General features: G+C 75.2%; 2 protein-coding genes. Both read left to right on the forward strand.

The window, feature by feature from the left end:
- Positions 1 to 240: 240 nt before the first annotated feature.
- Positions 241 to 4,944, forward strand: a complete 4,704-nt coding sequence (locus tag Sdagh_RS33310; RefSeq protein WP_190078757.1) for a non-ribosomal peptide synthetase — start codon at positions 241 to 243, stop codon at positions 4,942 to 4,944.
- Positions 4,941 to 22,112 (forward strand): non-ribosomal peptide synthetase, encoded by a 17,172-nt coding sequence (locus tag Sdagh_RS33315; protein ID WP_226536115.1) that lies wholly within the window; start codon positions 4,941 to 4,943, stop codon positions 22,110 to 22,112. The genes Sdagh_RS33310 and Sdagh_RS33315 overlap by 4 nt, the downstream gene beginning before the upstream one ends.
- Positions 22,113 to 22,152 lie beyond the last annotated feature (40 nt).

Here is a 22,152-nt window from a genome sequence, read left to right on the forward strand (position 1 = left end):
GCGGAGGTCAGAAAAGGCCGCCGCGGCTGCCGCCCCGTCATTTCGGAGACTAGCAGCCGGTTCATGCCGGGAAAGAGCCGCAAATGGTGTGCCCGGCGGCGCCCCCGGCCCCGGTGACGTTTCGTCAGCAGTCCGTCAGCGAGGGGTCAGATCCCTTTGTAAAGCTACGGGCGACCGCAATTCTGGGAACGGCGCGGAGGCTGGTGCGCACCGCCGGGGCACGCGACGTGAGGAGACGTAGTGACGCGTACGGGACTGACGGACGTGCTTCCGCTGTCGCCGCTTCAGAACGGCCTGCTGTTCCACGCCCTGTACGACGAGCGGGCCGCGGACGTGTACGTCGTCCAGTTCGTCCTCGACCTGCGCGGCCCGCTGGACGCCGGACGGCTGCGGGGCGCCGTCGAGGCCCTGCTGCGCCGCCACCCCAACCTGCGGGCCGGTTTCTGGCAGGAGGGCATGAAGCGCGCCGTCCAGGTCATCCCGCGGTCCGTGCGCCTGCCCTGGACGGAGCACGACGCCACCGGGGTGCCGGCGGACCAGCGGCCCGCCGCCCTGGAGCGGGTGCTCGCCGCGGACCGGGCCCACCGCTTCGACCCGGCACGTCCGCCGCTGACCCGGTGCACCCTGGTCGCCTTCGGACCCGAGGAGCACCGGCTCGTCCTCAGCCACCACCACCTGCTCGTCGACGGCTGGTCCATGCCCCTGCTGCTCGCCGACCTGTTCGCGCTGTACGACAACGGCGGCGACGAGACGGCGCTGCCCCCGCCGGCCCCGTTCCGCGACCAACTGGCCTGGCTCGGCGCCCGGGACACCGCCGGCGACACCCGGGCCTGGCGGGCGGAGCTGGCCGGACTGGAACAGCCGACCACGGTGACCCGGGCCCCCGCCCCGGCCACCCCGGCGCCCGGACCGGACCCCGCCGCCACCTCGGCCCAGCGGCAGGAGTACGTCGAACTCGACGAGACGGCGACCGCGGCGCTCGCTGCCCGGGGACGGCACCACCGCCTCACCCTCAACACCCTCGTCCAGGGAGCCTGGGCCCTGCTGCTCGGCGCGCTCACCGGCAGCGACGACGTCACGTTCGGCGCCGTCGTCTCCGGCCGGCCGCCCGAGGTCGAGCGGTCCGAGGCCATGGTGGGGCTGTTCATCAACACCGTCCCGGTACGCGTCCGCCTCGACCCCGGCCGGACCCTCGCCGGCAACCTCCGCCGGCTCCAGGACGCCCAGGCCAGGCTCACGGACCACCAGTACGCCGACCTCCCCGCCATCCAGCGCGCGGCCGGGCTCCCCGAACTCTTCGACACCCTCGTCGTCTTCGAGAACTACCCGCTCGAAGCCGACGCCCTCGACCTGGCCGCGGCCGGTGTCCGGCTGCACGGCCTCGACGTGCGGGACGCCACGCACTACCCGCTCAGCCTGGTCGCCATCCCCGGACCACGGCTGCGCCTGCGCGTCGAGCACGACCCCGGCCGGTGCGCCCCCGAGGTGTCCCGCGGCCTCGCCGCGCGCCTGGAACGCCTCCTGCGCACCATGGCCCGGGACCTCGACATCCCCACCGCCCGCGTGGAACTGCTCTCCGCCGGGGAACGCGCCACCGTGCTGCCCACGCCGCACACCACCGAACGGCCCTTCCCCCGCGAGCCGCTGCCCCGGCTCCTGGACCGCCAGGCCGCGCTCACCCCGGACGCCACCGCGGTCGTCGACGGTGACGTCCGGCTGACGTACCGCGAACTCGCCTCCCGCTCCAACCGCCTGGCCCGGCTGCTCGTCCGGCGCGGCGCGGGCCCCGAGGACCTCGTGACCCTCGCCCTGCCCCGCGGCGCCGACCAGGTCGTCGCCTTCGTCGCCGTACTGAAGTCCGGCGCGGCCTACACCCCCATCGACACCTCCTACCCGCCCGAGCGGGTCCGCTTCCTCCTCGCGGACGCCGCACCGGCGGCCGTCGTGACCACCACCGCCGAGGCCCGCCTGCTGCCCCCGGACACCGACCCGGTCGTCCTGGACGGCCCCGCGTGCGCCCGGGAACTGGCCGCCCTGCCGGACACCGGCCTCACCGACGCCGACCGGCTGCGTCCGCTGACCACCGGGCACCCCGTCTACGCGCTGTACACCTCCGGCTCCACCGGCCGCCCCAAGGGGGTCGTCATGCACGCGGAGCCGCTGCTCAACCTGATGGCCTGGTACACCGGCGCGATACCCGGCCCGGTCGGCTCGGTCGTCTCCCAGTTCTCCACCCTCGCCTTCGACCCCGCCCCGCTGGAGATGCTCTGCGCCCTCACCCAGGGGCAGACCGTCACCGTGGCGAGCGACCTCGCCCGCCACGACCCGCAGGAACTGCTGCACTGGCTGGAGCGGGACGGCGCCCGCCACCTCTACACCACCCACACCGTGCTGGAGGCGCTCGCCGACGCGGCCGCCACCGGGGACCGCGACCTCCCCGCGCTCCTGGAGGTCGTCCAGGCGGGAGAGGCCCTGACCCCCGGCGAGGACCTCAAGCGGCTCTTCCGCGGGCACCCCGGCCGCCGGCTGCACAACCTCTACGGGCCCACCGAGACGCACGTGGTGACCGCCGCCGTCCTGACCGGCGACCCCGACGACTGGCCCGCCGAGGTGCCCATCGGCACGCCCGTGCCCAACACCCGGCTGTACGTGCTCGACGCGTGGCTGCGCCCCTCGCCCCCCGGCGTCGCGGGTGAGCTGTACGTCGGCGGGGTGATGCCCGCCCGGGGCTATCTGCGCCGCCCCGCCCTGACTGCGGCCCGGTTCGTCGCCGACCCCTTCGGCCCGCCGGGCGCCCGGCTGTACCGCACCGGCGACCTGGTACGGCTGCGCCCCGACGGCGCCCTGGACTTCCTCGGACGCGCCGACGACCAGGTGAAGATCGGCGGCCAGCGGGTCGAACCCGGGGAGACCCGCGCCGCCCTGGAACGCCTGACGGGTGTCGCCCAGGCCGTCGTCCTCGTCCGCGAGGACACCCCCGGTGCCAAACGGCTGGTCGCCTACGCCGTTCCCGCGCCGGGCCACACCCCCGACCCGGCGGCGCTCCGGGACGAACTGGCCCGCACCCTGCCCACCGCGCTGGTCCCCGCGGTCTGCGTCGTCCTCGGCGAACTGCCGCGCAACGCCAACGGCAAGATCGACCGGCAGGCGCTGCCCGCCCCCGACGTCACCGGCCACGGCGGCGGGCCCGCGCCCCGCGACCCCCGCGAGGCCCTGCTCGTCCAGCTCTTCGAGGAGGTGGTCGGCGTCCACGGCGTGGGGGTGGACGACGACTTCTTCGCCCTCGGCGGTGACAGCATCATGTCGATGCAGCTCGCCGGGCGGGCCCGCAAGGCCGGCCTGGCGATCTCCCCGCGCGACGTCTTCGAGCGGCGCACCGCGGCCCGGCTCGCCGCCGCCGCCCCGGCCGGCGACGACACCGGCGCGCGGCCGGCCGGAGCACGCACGGAAGCCGCGGGCCCCTTCCCGGTGACACCGATCATGCACTGGTTCCGTACCCTCGACGGCCCCGCCGACGGCTTCAGCCAGTCCGTGGTCCTGCGGGTCCCGGCCGCCCTGGACGAGCCCCGGCTCGCCACGCTGCTGCAGAGCCTCGTGGACCGGCACGACGCGCTCCGGCTGCGTGTGACGACCCGCCCCGACGGCACCTGGGCCCCGGAGATCCTGCCGGCCGGCTCGGTGGACGCCGCGCGGCGCGTCCGCCGGGTCGACGTCCGGGGGCTCGACGCCCAGGCACTGCGCGAGGTGCTGGAGAAGGAGGGCGCCGCGGCCGACCGGCTGCTGCGCCCCGCCCTGGGCGACGTGCTGCGCGCGGTGTGGTGCGACGCCGGCGACCGGCCCGGCCGACTGCTGCTGACGGCCCATCACTTCGCCGTCGACGGGGTCTCCTGGCGGGTCCTCCTCGCCGACCTCGCCGCCGCCTGGCCGGCCGTCGCCGCCGGACGCCCGCCCGAGCCGGAGCCCGTCGCCACCCCCCTGCGGCAGTGGGCGCACCGGCTCCAGGAACTCGCCCGGCACCCGGACCAGCGCGCGCACGAGCCGTTCTGGCGCCGCGTGACCCGGCCCGCGGAACCACTGCCGTCCCTGGTGCCGCCGGACCCCCGGCGCGATGTCGCGGGCACCGCCCGGCTCGTCACCGCCGAACTGCCCGCCGACCTCACCCGGGCGCTGCTGACCTCGGTGCCGGCGGCGTTCCACGCGGGCATGAACGACATCCTGCTGACCGCCCTCACTGCCGCGGTCACCGACTGGCGCCGGGCCCGCGGTTCGTACGCGACCGACCTGCTCGTCGACATCGAGGGCCACGGCCGGGACACGGCCGGCGACGACCTGGACCTGTCCCGCACCGTCGGCTGGCTGACCTGCCTGTACCCGGTGCGCCTGGACATCGGCCACGTCGACCACCGGGAGCTGCGGACGGGCGGCCCCGCGCTCGGCCGCGCCGTCAAACGCGTCAAGGAGCAACTGCGCGCCGTACCGGACCAGGGCCTCGGCCACGGCCTGCTGCGCTACCTGAACGAGGACACCGCGCCCCGGCTCGCCGGCGGGGCCCGCGCGGAGCTGCTCTTCAACTACCTCGGGCGCTTCCCGGAACCGGTGGACGCCGACTGGTCGCCCGCGCCCGAGGCACCCCCGCTGGGCGGCGGCGTCGACCCCGGCCTGCCGTTCGGCCGGTCGCTCACCCTCAACGCGTTCACCCGGGACCACGCCGACGGGCCGCGGCTCACGGCCCTGTGGTCGTGGCCCGGCGCGCTGTGGACGCCGGCCGACATCGAGGAACTGGCCGAGGGCTGGTCCACGGTGCTCCGGGCGCTGGTGCGGCACACCGGCGCCCGGGGCGCGGGCGGCCGCACCCCTTCCGACCTGCCGATGGTGGAACTGAGCCAGACGGACATCGACCTGCTAGAGAGCGAACTGGGCGAGGAAGACGAGGCAACGCAGTGACCAGGTCCCGGATCGACGACGTACTGCCGCTCTCCCCCCTCCAGGAGGGGCTGCTGTTCCTCTCCCGGTACGACGACAGCGGCAGCGACGACGTCTACGTCGTGCAGTTCCGCTTCGACATCGACGGCCCCCTGGACGGCGGCCGGATGCGGACGGCCGCCGAGGCCCTGCTCGAACGCCACCCCAACCTGCGGGCCGGTTTCCGCCAGCAGCGCCGCGAGGGACGCCCCGTCCAGGTCGTGCCCCGCACGGTCCGCCTCCCATGGGACGAGGTCGACCTGTCCGGCCTGCCCGACGCCGAACGCGCCGCGGAGACGGACCGGCTGCTCACGGCCGACCGGGCACGCCGGTTCGACCTCGCGCGCCCGCCGCTCATGCGGTTCACGCTGCTCCGCCTGGGCCCGCGCACCCACCGCCTGGTCTTCACCCACCACCACCTGCTCCTCGACGGCTGGTCGATGGGCCTGCTCATCAAAGAGCTGTTCACCCTGTACGAGCGGCCCGCCGACCGGCACAGGCTGCCCGCCCCCGTCCCCTACCGCGACTACCTCGGCTGGCTGGCCCGGCAGGACGACACCGCCGCCCGGCGGGCCTGGAGCGACGCGCTCGCCGGCGTCGAGGAGCCGACGCTCGTCGCGGGCCAGGAACGAGGACGCGCCACCGGAGCCCCCGCCGAACTCGTCACCGACCTGTCCGAGGAGCTGACCGCGGCCCTCATCGCCCGCGGCCGGTCCGCCCGCCTCACCCTCAACACCCTGGTCCAGGGCGCGTGGGGGCTCCTCGTCGGCGGACTCACCGGACGGCACGACGTCACCTTCGCCGAGATCGTCTCCGGCCGCCCGGCCGACCTGTCCGGTGCCGAGACGATGATCGGCATGTTCGCCAACGCCCTGCCGGTACGGATGACCGTCGCGCCCGGGGAGTCCCTGACCACCGCGCTGCGCCGGCTCCAGGACGCGCGCGGCGCGCTCATGCCCCACCAGCACCTCGGGCTCAGCACCATCCAGAGCCTCGTCGAGCCCGCCGAACTCTTCGACACGATGGTGATCTTCGAGAACTACCCCCTCGACCCGGACACCCTCCAGGTCACCGCCGGGGACATCAGGCTCACCGAGGTCAGCGAACACGCCGCCACGCACTACCCGCTGTGCCTGATGGTGCTGCCCGGCGCCCGGCTGCGCCTGCGGCTGAGCTACCGCACCGACCTGTACGACCGGGACACCGTCGCCCGGCTCACCGAGCGGCTCACCGCGCTCCTCGAACTCCTCGCCCACGACCCGGACCGCCCGGCCGCGACGGTCGACGTGCTGTCCGCCGCCGAACGCTGGGACCTGCTGGTCACCCGCAACGACACCGCCCGCCCCGTGCCCGGCGCCGCCGTACCGCAGCTGTTCGCCGCGCAGGTCCGCGACCACCCCGGCGCCGTCGCCGTCCGGGCCGGCGGGCGGGAGCTGACCTACGCCGCGCTGGACCGCCGGTCCGCCCTGCTGGCCGGCCGGCTCGCCGCGCTGGGCGCCGGACCCGAGCAGCGGGTCGCGGTCATGGCCGAGCGCACCGCGGACCTGCCGGCCACCCTGCTCGCCGTCCTGCGGACCGGGGCGGCCTACGCCCCCCTCGACCCGCTCCACCCGGCCGAGCGCGTCGCCCAGGTCCTCGACGACGTCCGCCCGGTGTGCGTGGTGACCGACGGCACCGCCGCCGTGCCGCTGCCGGCCGGCGTGCCCGTGCTGCGGCTCGCGGACCTGCCCGCGGACGCGGAGACCGGCGACGGCGGCGCCCCGGCCGCCGTGCCCCACCCCGACCAGGCCGCGTACGTCATCCACACCTCCGGTTCGACGGGCCGTCCCAAGGGAGTCGTCGTCCCGCACGGGGCGCTGGCCAACCACCTCGCCGACATGCGGGAACGGGTGCCGCTGGGCCCCGGCGACCGGCTGCTCGCCGTCACCACCGTGTCCTTCGACATCGCGGCCCTGGAGATCTTCCTGCCGCTGACCCGCGGTGCCACCGTCGTCCTCGCCGACCAGGACACCGTCCTCGACCCGGCCGCCCTCGCCGGGACGATCACCACGTGCGGCGCCACCGTCATGCAGGCGACTCCGACGCTGTGGCGCACCCTGGCGGACGGCCACACCGACGCGCTGCGCGGCCTGCGCGTCCTCACCGGCGGCGAACCCCTCCCGGGCGACCTGGCGGCGGCCCTGACCGGCGCCGCCGCCGAGGTGATCAACCTCTACGGGCCCACCGAGACCACCATCTGGTCGACGGCCGCGTCCCTCGCCCCCGGCGACCCCGTCACCATCGGCCGGCCGATGGCGAACACGCGGGTGTATGTGCTGGACGGTGCGTTGCGGCCGGTGCCGGTGGGGGTGCGGGGGGATCTGTATGTGGCGGGTGCGGGTCTGGCTCGTGGGTACGGGGGTCGTCCGGGTCTGACGGCGGAGCGGTTCGTGGCGGACCCGTTCGGTGGTGCGGGGGAGCGGATGTACCGCACGGGTGATGTGGCGGTGTGGCGGGCGGACGGGGTGCTGGAGTTCGCGGGGCGGGTGGACGGGCAGGTGAAGATCCGTGGTTTCCGGGTGGAGACCGGCGAGATCGAAGCCGCCCTGCGCACCCACCCGCAGGTCGCCGAGGCCGCCGTCGTCGCCCGCACCGACCGGGACGGCGCCCGGCGCCTGGATGGCTACGTCGTCCCCGCCGCGGCCGGCGGCGACAGCGCGTCCGCAGCGCGCGAACAGGACCGCGAGCGCGCCTGGCGCGACGTGTACGACACGCTCTACCGGGACCGGGAGGGCGAGCCGTACGCGGCCTGGACCAGCGCCTACGACGGTGCTCCCCTTCCGGTGGCGGAGATGGACGAGTGGCGGGCGGGCGCGGTGGAGCGCGTGCGCGCGCTCGGTCCGGGCCGGGTGCTGGAGATCGGGGTGGGCAACGGGCTGCTGCTGCGGGAGCTGGCCGGGGACGCGGAGTGCTACTGGGGCACGGACCTGTCGGGTGCGGCGATCGAGGGGCTGCGGCGCGCGGTCGCCGGTGAGCCGTGGGCGGACCGGGTGGAGCTGCGGGTGGCGTCGGCGCTGGAGACGGAGTCGCTGCCGGAGGGCTTCTTCGACACGGTGGTGCTGAACTCGGTGGTGCAGTACTTCCCCGGTGCCCGGTACGCGGTGGAGGTGCTGCGCAAGGCGGTGCGGCTGCTCGCGCCCGGCGGCCGGATCTTCGTCGGCGACGTACGCGACCTGCGCCACCACCGCACCCTGCGCACCGCCGTGGAACTGGAGCGCGCCGCCCGCACCGGGGAGAACGCCGACGCCGAGACCGTACGGGCCGCGGTCGCCCGGGGCGTCGCCGCGGAACGGGAACTCCTCTTCGCCCCCGCCTTCTTCGCCGCCCTGCGCCACGCCGTGCCCGCCCTCGACGCCGTCGACGTGCGCGTCAAGAGCGGGACGCACCACAACGAACTCACCCGCCACCGCTACGACGTCGTCCTGCACACGGCCACCGACGCCACCCCCAGGTCGGCGGAGCTGCCCGCCCTGGTCTGGGGCACCGACGTCACCGGCACCGACGGGCTCGCCGCCCTGCTGGACGCCGGCACCCCGCTGCGGGTCACCGCCCTGCCCAACGCCCGACTCGCCGGCGAACTCGCCGCCGAACGCCTGCTCGGCGAGGGCGCGGACCCCCGTACCGCCCACGCCGCCCTGTCCCGGCCGGCGGAACCGGACGCGCCCGACCCCGCCGCACTGGCGGCACTGGCCGAACGGCACGGGTACCGCCTCGGCCTCGGCTGGTCGGCCACCGGCCCCGCCGCGAGCCTGGACGCCGTGTTCACGCCCGCGACCGAGGACCCGGCCCCCCTCTACGCCGACCTGTGCCCCCCGGCCCCCGCCGGCGCGGACCCGACCGGGGCCGCCCTCACCAACGACCCGCTGCGCTCCGCCGGCGACCCCGCCCTGGCCCAGGAACTGCGCCCCTACCTCCGCGAGCGCCTGCCGGAGTACATGGTGCCCGCCACCCTCACCCTCCTGGACGCCCTGCCGCGCACCGCCAACGGCAAGCTCGACCGGCGCTCCCTGCCGGACGCCGGACCCCTGGCCCGCTCCGGCCGGGCCGCCCGGACCCCGCAGGAGGAGATCATGTGCTCCCTCTTCGCGGACGTCCTCGGCCTGTCCCGGGTGAACCCGACCGACAACTTCTTCGACCTCGGCGGGCACTCCCTGCTCGGTACCCGGCTGATCAACCGCGTCCGCTCCACCCTCGGCGTGGACCTGCCGATCCGCCGCCTCTTCCAGCACCCCAGCCCGGCCGGGCTCGCCGCGCTCCTGCACGACGCGGAGGCGGCCGGCCGGCCGGCGCTGCGGCCCAGGGAGCGCGACGGGGAACCGCCCCTGTCGTTCGCGCAGAGCCGGCTGTGGTTCATCAACCAGATGGAGGGCCCGAGCCCCACGTACCACATCCCGCTCGGCCTGCGGATCACCGGCGCCCTGGACGTGGACGCGCTGCGCGCCGCCCTGGACGACGTCATGGACCGCCACGAGAGCCTGCGCACCGTCTTCCCCGCCCCCGGCGGACGCCCCGCCCAGCGCATCCTCGACCCCGCCCCGCCCTGCCCCCTGCGCATCACGCACGTACCCGCCGGGGACCTCGACGAAGCCGTCGCCGACGCCGTCCGCGCCCCCTTCGATCTGGCCACCGAACCCCCGCTCCGCGCCGACCTGTTCCCCTGCGGCGAACAGCAGGCCCTCCTCGTCCTGACGTTGCATCACATCGCGGGGGACGGGTGGTCGCTGGGTCCGCTGGGGCGGGATCTGGCGGTGGCGTACGAGGCGCGGTGCCGTGGGGAGGCGCCGGGGTGGGCGGCGTTGCCGGTGCAGTACGCGGACTACGCGGTGTGGCAGCGTGAGCTGCTGGGCGAGGAGTCGGACGGCGGCAGCGAGATGGCGCGTCAGCTGGGGTTCTGGCGGGAGCGGCTGGCCGGGTTGCCGGATCAGCTGGAGATCCCGACGGACCGGCCTCGTCCGGCGGTGTTCACGCACCGGGGCGGGAGTGTGGCGTTCCGGCTGGAGCCGGAGCTGCACGCGGGTCTGGTGTCGTTGGCGCGGGAGTCGTCGGCGACGTTGTTCATGGTGGTGCAGGCGGGTCTGGTGGCGTTGCTGTCGCGGCTGGGTGCGGGCAGTGATGTGGCGGTGGGTTCGCCGGTGGCGGGGCGTACGGACGAGGCGCTGGACGATCTGGTCGGGTTCTTCGTGAACACGCTGGTGCTGCGGACGGATGTGTCGGGTGATCCGTCGTTCCGTGAGCTGCTGGGGCGGGTGCGGGAGGGGGACCTGGCGGCGTACGCGCATCAGGACGTGCCGTTCGAGCGGCTGGTGGAGGAGCTGAACCCGCAGCGGTCCCTCTCCCGCAACCCCCTCGTCCAGGTCATGCTCGCCCTCCAGAACACCGCCGAGGCCGCGTTCCGGCTGCCGGGCCTCACCATCGAACCCGAGCGCATCCGCCCCGAGGTCTCCCGCTTCGACCTGGCCGTCTTCCTCACCGAGGCGCACACCGCGCACGGCGACCCCGACGGCGTGTGGGGCCTGGTGGAGTACAGCGGCGACCTGTTCGAGCAGGAGACCGTACAGCGGTTCACCGACCGGCTCCTCCTGCTCCTGCGCGCCTGCGTCGACGACGCCGAACAGCGCGTCGGCGCCGTCGACCTGCTGGAACCGGGCGAACGCCACCGCGTGCTGCACGAGTGGAACGCCACCGCACGACCCGACGCCCCGGCCCCCACCACCCTCACCGCCCGCTTCGCACGGCTCGCCGAGCGGACCCCCGGGGCACCCGCCGTCTCCGCCGGCGACACCACCCTCACCTACGCCGAACTCGACCGGCGCTCCACCCGCCTCGCCCGCCACCTGCGCGACCGCGGCGTCCGCGAGGAGACCCCGGTCGCCATGCTCACCGAACGCGGCGTCCACCTCGCCGTCGGTGTCCTCGGCGTCCTCAAGGCCGGCGGCGCCTACGTGCCCCTGAACGCCGACCATCCGCCGGCCCGCAAGGCCCTCGTCCTCGCCCGGACCGGCACTCCGGTCCTGCTCACCGACCGCGCCCTGAAGGACGAGGCGGCCGGGTACGGCCTCCCGGTGACCGTCCTCGACGACCCGCTGCCGGACACCGGGGAGCTGACCGGCCCGCCGCCCGTCACCGACCCCGGCCGGCTGGCCGCCATCATGTACACCTCCGGCTCCACCGGCGAACCCAAGGGCGTCGCCCTCACCCACGGCGGCATCGAGTGCCTGCGCCACGACCGCTGCTGGGAGCCCGGCAGCACCGACCGGGTGCTGCTGCACTCCGCCCACGCCTGGGACGCCTTCAACATGGAGTTCTGGCTGCCGCTGATGTCCGGCGGCCACGTGGTGATGGCTCCGCCCGGACGGCTCGACCTGCGGGTCCTGGAACGGCTCGTCACCCGCTGGGACATCACCGGGCTGCTGCTGCCCACCGGTGTCTTCAACGCCGTCGCCGACGACCGCACCGACTGGCTGAGCGGCCTGACCGCGCTGTGGACCGGCGGGGACGTGCTCTCCCCGGCGGCGGCGGCCCGGCTCGCCGCCGACTGCCCCGACACCGTCGTCCTCAACGGCTACGGCCCCACCGAGACGACCGTCTACGCCACCCGGCACACCTTCCGCGGCACGTGCGACCCCGGCCTGCCCGTCCCCATCGGCCTGCCGCTGGACGACATGCGGCTGTACGTCCTCGACGACCGCCTCTCCCCGGTCCCCACGGGCGTGCCCGGCGAGCTGTACATCGCCGGCGCCGGCATGGCCCGCGGCTACTTCCGGGCACCCGCCGAGACCGCCGCCCGGTTCGTCGCCGACCCCTTCGGCCCGCCCGGCGGGCGGCTGTACCGCACCGGCGACGTGGTCCGCAGGGACCGCGACGGCCGGCTGCACTTCGTCGGCCGCGCCGACTCCCAGGTGAAACTGCGCGGACTGCGGGTGGAACTCGGCGAGGTCGAAGCCGCCCTGCGCAGCCACCCCCAGGTCGCCCAGGCCGTCGCCCTCGTCCGCGAGGACCGGCCGGGGGAGCGGCAGCTCGTCGCCTACGTGGTGCCGGGGGACGACACCGACCGCGACCGGGACGGCGAGGCCGAACAGGTCGCGGAGTGGCACGACGTCTACCAGGAGGTCTACCAGGACGCCGCCACGGCCGAGTTCGGCGCCAACTTCACCGGTTGGACCAGCAGTTACGACTCCCGGCCCATTCCGCTGCCCCAGATGCGGGAGTGGCGCGCGGCCGCAGTGGACCGCATCCGCGAACTGAACCCCCGCCGGGTCCTGGAGATCGGCGTCGGCAGCGGGCTGATCCTGTCCCAGCTCGCCGACGACTGCGAGAGCTACTGGGCCACGGACTTCTCCGCCGCCGCGGTCGAGGCGCTGCGCGTCCAGCTCGAAGCGCGGCCCGGCACCCGGTCCCGGGTCCAGCTGCGCGTCCAGCCCGCCGACGTCACCGACGGCCTGCCCGAAGGCCACTTCGACACCGTCGTCGTCAACTCCGTCGTCCCCTACTTCCCGCACGGCGCCTACCTCGTCGACGTCATCGCCGGAGCGCTGCGCCTGCTCGCCCCCGGCGGCCACCTCTTCATCGGCGACGTCCGCAACCACCGGCTGCTGCGCTGCTTCAGCGCGGCGGTGCGCCTGCACCAGGCCGACGACACGGCCGACCCGGCCGACGTGATCCGCGGCGTCGACCAGGGCGTACTCCTGGAGACCGAACTCCTCGCCGACCCCGAGTTCTTCCCCGCGCTGCGCACCCGGCTGCCGGACATCGAGGCCGTCGACGTCCGCGTCAAGCGGGGCGCGCACCACAACGAACTGAGCCGGCACCGCTACGACGTGGTGCTCCGCAAACGCGGCGGCCCCGCCACCCCGGCCGCCCGCCCCGGCACGACCGTGTCCTGGCCCCGCGACCTCGGCGGACCCGACGCCCTGGCCCGCCTCCTGGGCGACGGCCCCGCCGCCCTGCGCGTCGAGGACGTGCCCAACGCCCGGCTGGCCGCGGAGACGACCGCCCTGCGGCTGCTCGACGGGGCCGGCGACGTCGACGCCGCCCGGCTCGCGGTGCGCGACGGCACCGGGGTACCGGACGCCGTCGACCCAGAGGAACTCCACGCCCTCGGCGAACGGTTCGGCTACCGCACCGCGGTGACCTGGTCCGCCACCTCCTCGGAAGGCGCCCTCGACGTGCTGTTCACGAAGGCGCCCCCCGTCGGCCCGGTGATCGACGACCTGTACCGCCCCACCGCGAACGAGGCCGCCGACCCCCTGGCGTTCACCAACAGCCCCCGCCGCGCCTCACTGGCCGGCACCCTCGTCGGCACCCTCCGCGACCACCTCCGCGACCGGCTGCCCGCACCCACCGTCCCGGCGGCGTTCGTGGTGCTGGAGCGGTTGCCGCTGACGGTGAACGGGAAGCTGGACCGGGCGGCGCTGCCGGTGCCGGAGTTCTCGGGCGGGGGGCGTGGCCGGGTGGCGCGTTCGCCGCGTGAGGAGATCCTGTGCGGTCTGTTCGCCGAGGTGCTGGGTGTGGCGTCGGTGGCGGCGGACGACGACTTCTTCGAGGCGGGCGGTCACTCGCTGCTGGCGACGCGGCTGGTGAGCCGGGTGCGTTCGGTGTTCGGGGTGGAGCTGGCGGTGCGGTCGCTGTTCGACGCTCCGACGCCGGCGGGGCTGGTGCGTCACCTGGACGCCGCGGGCGCCGCCCGCACCCCCCTGCGCCCCGCCGGACGCCCCGAGCGGATACCCCTGTCACCCGCCCAGTGGCGCCTGTGGTTCCTCAGCCAGGTCGAGGGCGCGGGACCCACGTACAACATCCCCTACGCCCTGCGGCTGTCCGGCCGCCTCGACGAGGACGCGCTGCGCGTGGCCCTGGACGACGTCGTGGCCCGCCACGAGAGCCTGCGCACCGTCTTCCCCGACCAGGGCGGCACGCCGTACCAGCGGATCGTTCCCGCCGACCGGGCACGCGTACCGCTCACCGTGGCGCAGACCACCGAGGACGACCTGCCGGCCGCGCTCACCGAGGCGGGACGCACCGGCTTCGACCTCGCCCGCGACCTGCCGCTCCGCGCCCACCTGCTGCGCACCTCGCCCACCGAGTGCGTCCTGCTGCTCAACCTGCACCACATCGCCGGTGACGGCTGGTCCATGGCCCCCCTCGCCCGCGACCTGATGACGGCCTACGAGGCGCGGTGCCGTGGGGAGGCGCCGGGGTGGGCGCCGCTGCCGGTGCAGTACGCCGACTACGCGCTGTGGCAGCGCGAGCTGCTGGGCGAGGAAGGGGACGGCGACAGCGAGCTGGCACGCCAGCTCGACCACTGGCGCGAGAACCTGGCCGCACTGCCCGCCGAGATCACCCTGCCCACCGACCGCCCCCGGCCCGCCGTCGCCGGGTACGATGGCGCCCTCGTCCGCTTCCGGCTGGAGCCGGAGCTGCACGCGGGTCTGGTGTCGTTGGCGCGGGAGTCGTCGGCGACGTTGTTCATGGTGGTGCAGGCGGGTCTGGTGGCGTTGCTGTCGCGGCTGGGTGCGGGCAGTGATGTGGCGGTGGGTTCGCCGGTGGCGGGGCGTACGGACGAGGCGCTGGACGATCTGGTCGGGTTCTTCGTGAACACGCTGGTGCTGCGGACGGATGTGTCGGGTGATCCGTCGTTCCGTGAGCTGCTGGGGCGGGTGCGGGAGGGGGACCTGGCGGCGTACGCGCATCAGGACGTGCCGTTCGAGCGGCTGGTGGAGGAGCTGAACCCGCAGCGGTCCCTCTCCCGCAACCCCCTCGTCCAGGTCATGCTCGCCCTCCAGAACATGCCGCGCGCCGAAGCGGCCCTGCCCGGACTGCGCGTGCGGCCCGAACCCCTCGACATGGGCATCTCCAAGTTCGACCTCTCCTTCCACCTCCGGGAGAGCCGCGGCGCCGACGGCGCGGAGGGCGGCATCGACGGCGTCCTCGAATACAGCACCGACCTGTTCGACCACGACACCGTCCGAGCCCTCGCCGACCGGCTGACCGCACTGCTGCGGCAGCTGGTCGCCCGCCCCGAACAGCCCCTGAGCGCCGCCGAACTGCTCACGCCCGCCGAACGCGCCCGGCTGGCCCGGTGGAACGACACCGCCGCGCCTCCCGTCGCCGAGACCCTGCCCCGGCTCTTCGAGGACCGGGTACGCCGCGCCCCCGACGCGCCGGCCGTGCGCCACGCGGGCACCGACACCGGCTACGCCGACCTCAACGCCCGCGCCAACCGGCTCGCCCGGCACCTGGTCCGGGCGGGCGTCGGCACCGAGGACCTCATCGGGATCGCCCTGCCGCGCACCCCCGAGCTTCTCGTCGCCGTATGGGCCGTGCTCAAGGCCGGCGCCGCCTACGTCCCGCTGGACCCGGGGTACCCGGCGCAACGTCTGACCCTCATGCTCGACGACGCGGCCCCCGCGTACGTCCTGACCACCCTCGACGGCGCGACCGCCCTGCCGGACGCGGCCCGCTGCCTCGCCCTGGACGACCCCGGCGTCCGCGCCCGCGTGGCCGCCGAGGACCCCGGCGACCTGACCGACACCGACCGGCTGCGCCCGCTGCGCCCCGGCCACGCGGCCTACGCGATCTTCACCTCGGGCTCCACCGGCCGGCCCAAGGCCGTGGTCGTCCCGCACCGGAACGTGGCCGACCTCGCGGCCTGGGCGGCGGGGGAGTTGGGCGCCGGCGCCCTGGCCTCCGTCACCGCCTCCACCTCCCTGAACTTCGACGTCTCCGTCTTCGAGCTGTTCTGCCCCCTGCTGAACGGCGGGCGCGTCGACCTCGTGGACGACGTCCTGGCCCTCGCCGGGGACCCGAGCGAGACCACGAGCGGTGACACGGACGGCGGTACGGACGGCGGCGGGCTGCTCAGCACGGTCCCCTCCGCCCTGGCCGCCCTGCTCTCCGGACCCGGCCTGCGGACCCGACCGCACACCCTGCTCTACGCGGGCGAGGCCCTGCCCGCCGCCCTCGTCCGCGACACCCACCGGGCCCTGCCCGGCTGCCGGGTCCTCAACGTCTACGGCCCGACCGAGGCCACCGTGTACGCCACCCGGGCGGAACTGTCACCCGACGAGGACCGCCCGCCCGCCATCGGCGGCCCGCTGCGCAACGTCACCGCGCACGTCCTCGACGACCGGCTGCGCCCCCTTCCCCCGGGATCGGCGGGCGAACTGTACCTGGCGGGCGAACTCCACCTGGCCCGCGGCTATCTGCGCCGCCCCGCCCTGACGGCCGAGCGCTTCGTGGCCGACCCCTACGGGCCGCCCGGCAGCCGCATGTACCGCACCGGCGACCTCGTCCGCAGGCGGGCCGACGGCAGCATCGAGTACCTCGGCCGCCAGGACGACCAGGTCAAGATCCGCGGCTTCCGCGTCGAGCCCCGCGAGATCGAGACCGTCCTCACTGCCCTGCCCGACGTCCGGGAGGCCGTCGTCACCGCCGTGCCCGACCCGGCCGGCGAACGGCGCCTCGTCGCCTACGCGGTGCTCCGCGCCGACGCCGCCGTCACCCCCGACACCCTGCGCGCCCACGCCGCACAGGCCCTGCCGGGGCACCTCGTCCCGGCGGCGTTCGTGGTGCTGGAGCGGTTGCCGCTGACGGTGAACGGGAAGCTGGACCGGGCGGCGCTGCCGGTGCCGGAGCTGTCGGGCGGGGGGCGTGGCCGGGTGGCGCGTTCGCCGCGTGAGGAGATCCTGTGCGGTCTGTTCGCCGAGGTGCTGGGTGTGGCGTCGGTGGCGGCGGACGACGACTTCTTCGAGGCGGGCGGTCACTCGCTGCTGGCGACGCGGCTGGTGAGCCGGGTGCGTTCGGTGTTCGGGGTGGAGCTGGCGGTGCGGTCGCTGTTCGACGCTCCGACGCCGGCGGGGCTGGTGCGTCACCTGGACGCCGCGGGCGCCGCCCGCACCCCCCTGCGCCCCGCCGACCGGACCGGCGCGCTGCCGCTCTCCTTCGCCCAGCACCGGCTGTGGTTCCTCGACCAGATGGAGGGCCCGAGCCCCACCTACAACATCCCGCTCGCCCTGCGCCTCGCGGGACCCGTCGACGCCGGAGCCCTGCGGGCCGCCCTGCGGGACGTCGTCGTCCGCCACGAGGTGCTGCGCACCGTCTTCCCCGAGAGCGACGGCGTCGCGGTCCAGCGGGTCCTCGCCCCGGAGACGGTGTCGCCCGAGCTGACCGTGCGGACCGTCACGGAGGCCGGCCTCGACGCCGCCCTCGCCGACGCCGCCCGGCACGCCTTCGACCTGTCCGGCGAACTGCCCCTGCGGGCCGACCTCTTCGTCCTCGGAGAGCAACGGCACGTCCTGCTGCTGACGTTGCATCACATCGCGGGGGACGGGTGGTCGCTGGGTCCGCTGGGGCGGGATCTGGCGGTGGCGTACGAGGCGCGGTGCCGTGGGGAGGCGCCGGGGTGGGCGGCGTTGCCGGTGCAGTACGCGGACTACGCGGTGTGGCAGCGTGAGCTGCTGGGCGAGGAGTCGGACGGCGGCAGCGAGATGGCGCGTCAGCTGGGGTTCTGGCGGGAGCGGCTGGCCGGGTTGCCGGATCAGCTGGAGATCCCGACGGACCGGCCTCGTCCGGCGGTGTTCACGCACCGGGGCGGGAGTGTGGCGTTCCGGCTGGAGCCGGAGCTGCACGCGGGTCTGGTGTCGTTGGCGCGGGAGTCGTCGGCGACGTTGTTCATGGTGGTGCAGGCGGGTCTGGTGGCGTTGCTGTCGCGGCTGGGTGCGGGCAGTGATGTGGCGGTGGGTTCGCCGGTGGCGGGGCGTACGGACGAGGCGCTGGACGATCTGGTCGGGTTCTTCGTGAACACGCTGGTGCTGCGGACGGATGTGTCGGGTGATCCGTCGTTCCGTGAGCTGCTGGGGCGGGTGCGGGAGGGGGACCTGGCGGCGTACGCGCATCAGGACGTGCCGTTCGAGCGGCTGGTGGAGGAGCTGAACCCGCAGCGGTCCCTCTCCCGCAACCCCCTCGTCCAGGTCGTCCTGGCGCTCCAGAACACCCCGGACGCCGACTTCCGGCTCTCCGAGGCCCGCGCCGAGTACATCCCGCTGACCGCGGGCGCCTCCCGCTTCGACCTCTCCCTGTTCTGCTTCGAACGCGGGGACGGCACCGGCGGCCTGGACATGCTGGCGGAGTTCAGCACCGACCTGTTCGACCGCGAGAGCGTCGTCGTGCTCCTCGAACGCCTGGCCAGGCTGCTGCGCTCCGCGGTCACCGACCCGGGCGTGCCCGTCTCGGCCCTCGACCTGCTCGCCGAGGAGGAACACCACCGGCTCGTCACCGGCTGGAACGCCACCGCGCTCCCGCGCGGCACCACCCCGGACAGCCTCCAGGCGGCCTTCCGCGCCCAGGCCGCGGCCACCCCCGACGCCGTCGCCGTCCGCGCGGACGGGCAGAGCCTGACGTACCGCGAACTCGACGAACGGGCCAACCGGCTGGCGCACCGGATCATCGCACTCGGCGCCCGGCCGCAGACCGCCGTCGCCGTGCTCCAGGAACGCTCCGCCGACCTGGTGGTGTCCCTGCTCGCCGTCGTCAAGGCGGGCTGCGTCTACGTGCCCCTGCACACCGGCTACCCCGTGTCCTGGATGCGGATGGCGCTGGCCCGCACCGGGGCCCGGCTCCTGCTCACCGACCGCGCCATGCGCGAACGGGACCTGCGGCACGACGGCCCGGTCGTGGTCGTCGACGAGGACGACCTCACCGGCCTGCCGACCGGTGACCCGCTCGTCGCGGGCGGGCCCGACGACCTGGCGTACACCATGTTCACCTCGGGCTCCACCGGCGAGCCGAAGGGCGTCGAGATCACCCACCGGGACGTCCTGGACCTCGCGCACGACCCGGTGTGGCACGGCCCGCGCGAGGACACCGCCCGCGCCTGCGCCAACCCGCGGTGCCCGGCCGAACGGGTCCTCATGCACTCCCCGTACGCCTTCGACCCGGCCACCTTCGAACTGTGGGCGCCCCTGCTCAACGGCCACCGCGTGGTCGTCGCCCCGGCCGGCGAACTCGACCTCGCCACCCTCGAAGGCGTCATGACCGACGAGCGGGTGACCGGAGTGCTCTACACCGCCGGCCTGTTCCGGCTGATCGCCGAGGAACGGCCGGAGAGCTTCGCCGGGGTGCGCGAGGTGTGGACCGGCGGGGACGTGGTGTCGCCGGCCGCCGTCCAGCGGGTCCTGGACACCTGCCCCGGCACCGCGGTCACCGCCATCTACGGCCCGACCGAGATCACCCTGTGCGCCACCCGGTACCCCATGCGCCACCCGCACCGCGTCGAGACCACCGTCCCGCTGGGCCGGCCGATGGCGAACACGCGGGTGTATGTGCTGGACGGTGCGTTGCGGCCGGTGCCGGTGGGGGTGCGGGGGGATCTGTATGTGGCGGGTGCGGGTCTGGCTCGTGGGTACGGGGGTCGTCCGGGTCTGACGGCGGAGCGGTTCGTGGCGGACCCGTTCGGTGGTGCGGGGGAGCGGATGTACCGCACGGGTGATGTGGCGGTGTGGCGGGCGGACGGGGTGCTGGAGTTCGCGGGGCGGGTGGACGGGCAGGTGAAGATCCGTGGTTTCCGGGTGGAGACCGGCGAGATCGAAGCCGCCCTCGTCCGCCATCCCGAACTCGCCCAGGCCACCGTCACCGTCCGGGAGGACCGCCCCGGCGACCGCGCACTGGTCGCCTACCTCGTCCCCGCCGACGGGACCGGACCCACCGCCCGCGACCTGCCCACCGAGGCCGAGGGCGTCCAGGAGTGGAAGGGCATCTACGACGACCTCTACCGGGACCGGGAGGGCGAGCCGTACGCCGGCTGGAACAGCAGCTACGACGGTGCTCCCCTTCCGGTGGCGGAGATGGACGAGTGGCGGGCGGGCGCGGTGGAGCGCGTGCGCGCGCTCGGTCCGGGCCGGGTGCTGGAGATCGGGGTGGGCAACGGGCTGCTGCTGCGGGAGCTGGCCGGGGACGCGGAGTGCTACTGGGGCACGGACCTGTCGGGTGCGGCGATCGAGGGGCTGCGGCGCGCGGTCGCCGGTGAGCCGTGGGCGGACCGGGTGGAGCTGCGGGCGGCGTCGGCGCTGGAGACGGAGTCGCTGCCGGAGGGCTTCTTCGACACGGTGGTGCTGAACTCGGTGGTGCAGTACTTCCCCGGTGCCCGGTACGCGGTGGAGGTGCTGCGCAAGGCGGTGCGGCTGCTCGCGCCCGGCGGCCGGATCTTCGTCGGCGACGTACGCGACCTGCGCCACCACCGCACCTTCGCGGCGGCCGTCGCCCTGCACGACGCCGACGCCACCGCCGACCTCGCGGCACTGCGCACGGCCGTCGAACGCGAGGTCATGCTGGAGAACGAACTCCTGCTGTCCCCCGACTTCTTCGCCGGACTCCCCGCCGAGATCCCCGCCGTCGAGGCGGCCGACATCGGCCTCAAACGCTCCGCGCACCACAACGAACTGAGCTGCTACCGCTACGACGTCGTGCTGCGCACCGCCCCGGCCGCCGACGCCGACGCGCCGCAGCCGCCCGTCCTGCGCTGGGGCCGGGACATCACCGGCCTCGACCGGCTCGCCGACGCCCTCGGCGACGGCACCGGCCTGCGCATCGTCCGGGTGCCCGACGCCCGGACCGCCGCGCACCGGGCCGCCGTCACCGCCCTCGACAACGGCAGCGACCCCGAGGTGGTCCTCGCCCGGCTGCGCGGCCCGGCCCCCGCCGGACTGCCCGGCCCCGAGGACTTCCACCGGGCCGCGGCACGCCTCGGACACCGCGCCGCCCTGATACCGGCACCGGGCGAACCGGGCGCGTACGACGTCCTGCTGCTGCCGGGCACGGCGGACCACGCCCCGCTGGGCCGGTACCGGGCCCCGGCGGAGGCCGCGGCGCTGCCGCTGTGGGCGCACGCCGGCGACCCGCGCCGGGCCGACGACCACGCCGCGCTCGTCGCCCGGGTCCGCGCCGACCTCGCCGAGCGCCTCCCCGAGTACATGGTCCCCGGCTTCTTCGCGGTCCTCGACCGGCTGCCGCTGACCCCCAACGGCAAGGTCGACCACCGGGCGCTGCCCGCGGTGGGCCGGCGCACCACGGCTCCCGGACGCCCCCCGCGCTCCCCGCAGGAAGAAGTGCTGTGCGCCCTGTTCGCCGAGGTGCTCGGCGTGCCGTCGGTCGGCGTCGACGACGACTTCTTCGCCCTGGGCGGGCACTCGCTGCTGGCCGCCCGGCTCATCAACCGGGTCCGTGCCACCCTCGGCACCGAACTGGCCGTACGCGCCCTGTTCGAGACGCCGACGGTGGCCGGACTCGCCGACCGGCTGGGCGTGTCCGACGGGTCCGACGCCTTCGACGTGATGCTGCCGCTGCGCCGCGGCGGCGACCGGGCACCGCTGTTCTGCCTGCACCCCGCCGGCGGCGTCAGCTGGGTGTACTCGGGTCTGCTGCGCTGGCTCGACCCCGGCAGGCCGGTCTACGGCATCCAGGCCCGCGGCCTGACCCGGCCGGGCACCACCCCGGCCACCATCGCCGAACTCGCCGCCGAGTACGCCGACGAGATCCGGGCCGTGCAGCCGGCCGGGCCCTACCACCTGCTCGGCTGGTCGCTCGGCGGGCTCCTCGCCCACGCGGTCGCCGCCACCCTGGAGGCGCGGGGCCAGAAGGTCGCCACCCTCGCGCTGATGGACGCCTACCCCGACATCGAACGGCCCGCCGGCGGACAGGACCCGGCGGAACTGACCCGGGGCATCCACCAGGTGCTGCTCACCGAGGCGGGCGTCGACCCGGCCCGCGCCCAGGGCCGGGACCTGGACCGCGCCGAGGTCGTCGCCCTGCTGAAGGAGGGCGGCACCGCCCTGGCCGGACTGATGGACGAGGACCGCGTCGAGGCGTTCACCGACGTCTTCGTGCACTGCAGCCGCATGATGTTCGATCCTCCCCTCGGAGCCGTCCGCAGCGACGTGCTGTTCTTCGCGGCCACCCGCGGCGCCGTCGACGGCGCCCCCGGCGCCGACCGCTGGCGCCGCTACACCACGGGCACGCTCACCGTGCACGAGGTGGCCTGCTCCCACGCCCAGATGGTCGAGCCGGAACACATCCGGACCATCGGCACCGTACTCGCCGCCCACCTCGACTCCGCCGGCTGACCGCCCGCTCACCCCGCCCGCCGACCGACCTCCCCCCGAT

The organism is Streptomyces daghestanicus (assembly GCF_020521275.1).
Lineage (GTDB): Bacteria > Actinomycetota > Actinomycetes > Streptomycetales > Streptomycetaceae > Streptomyces > Streptomyces griseoviridis.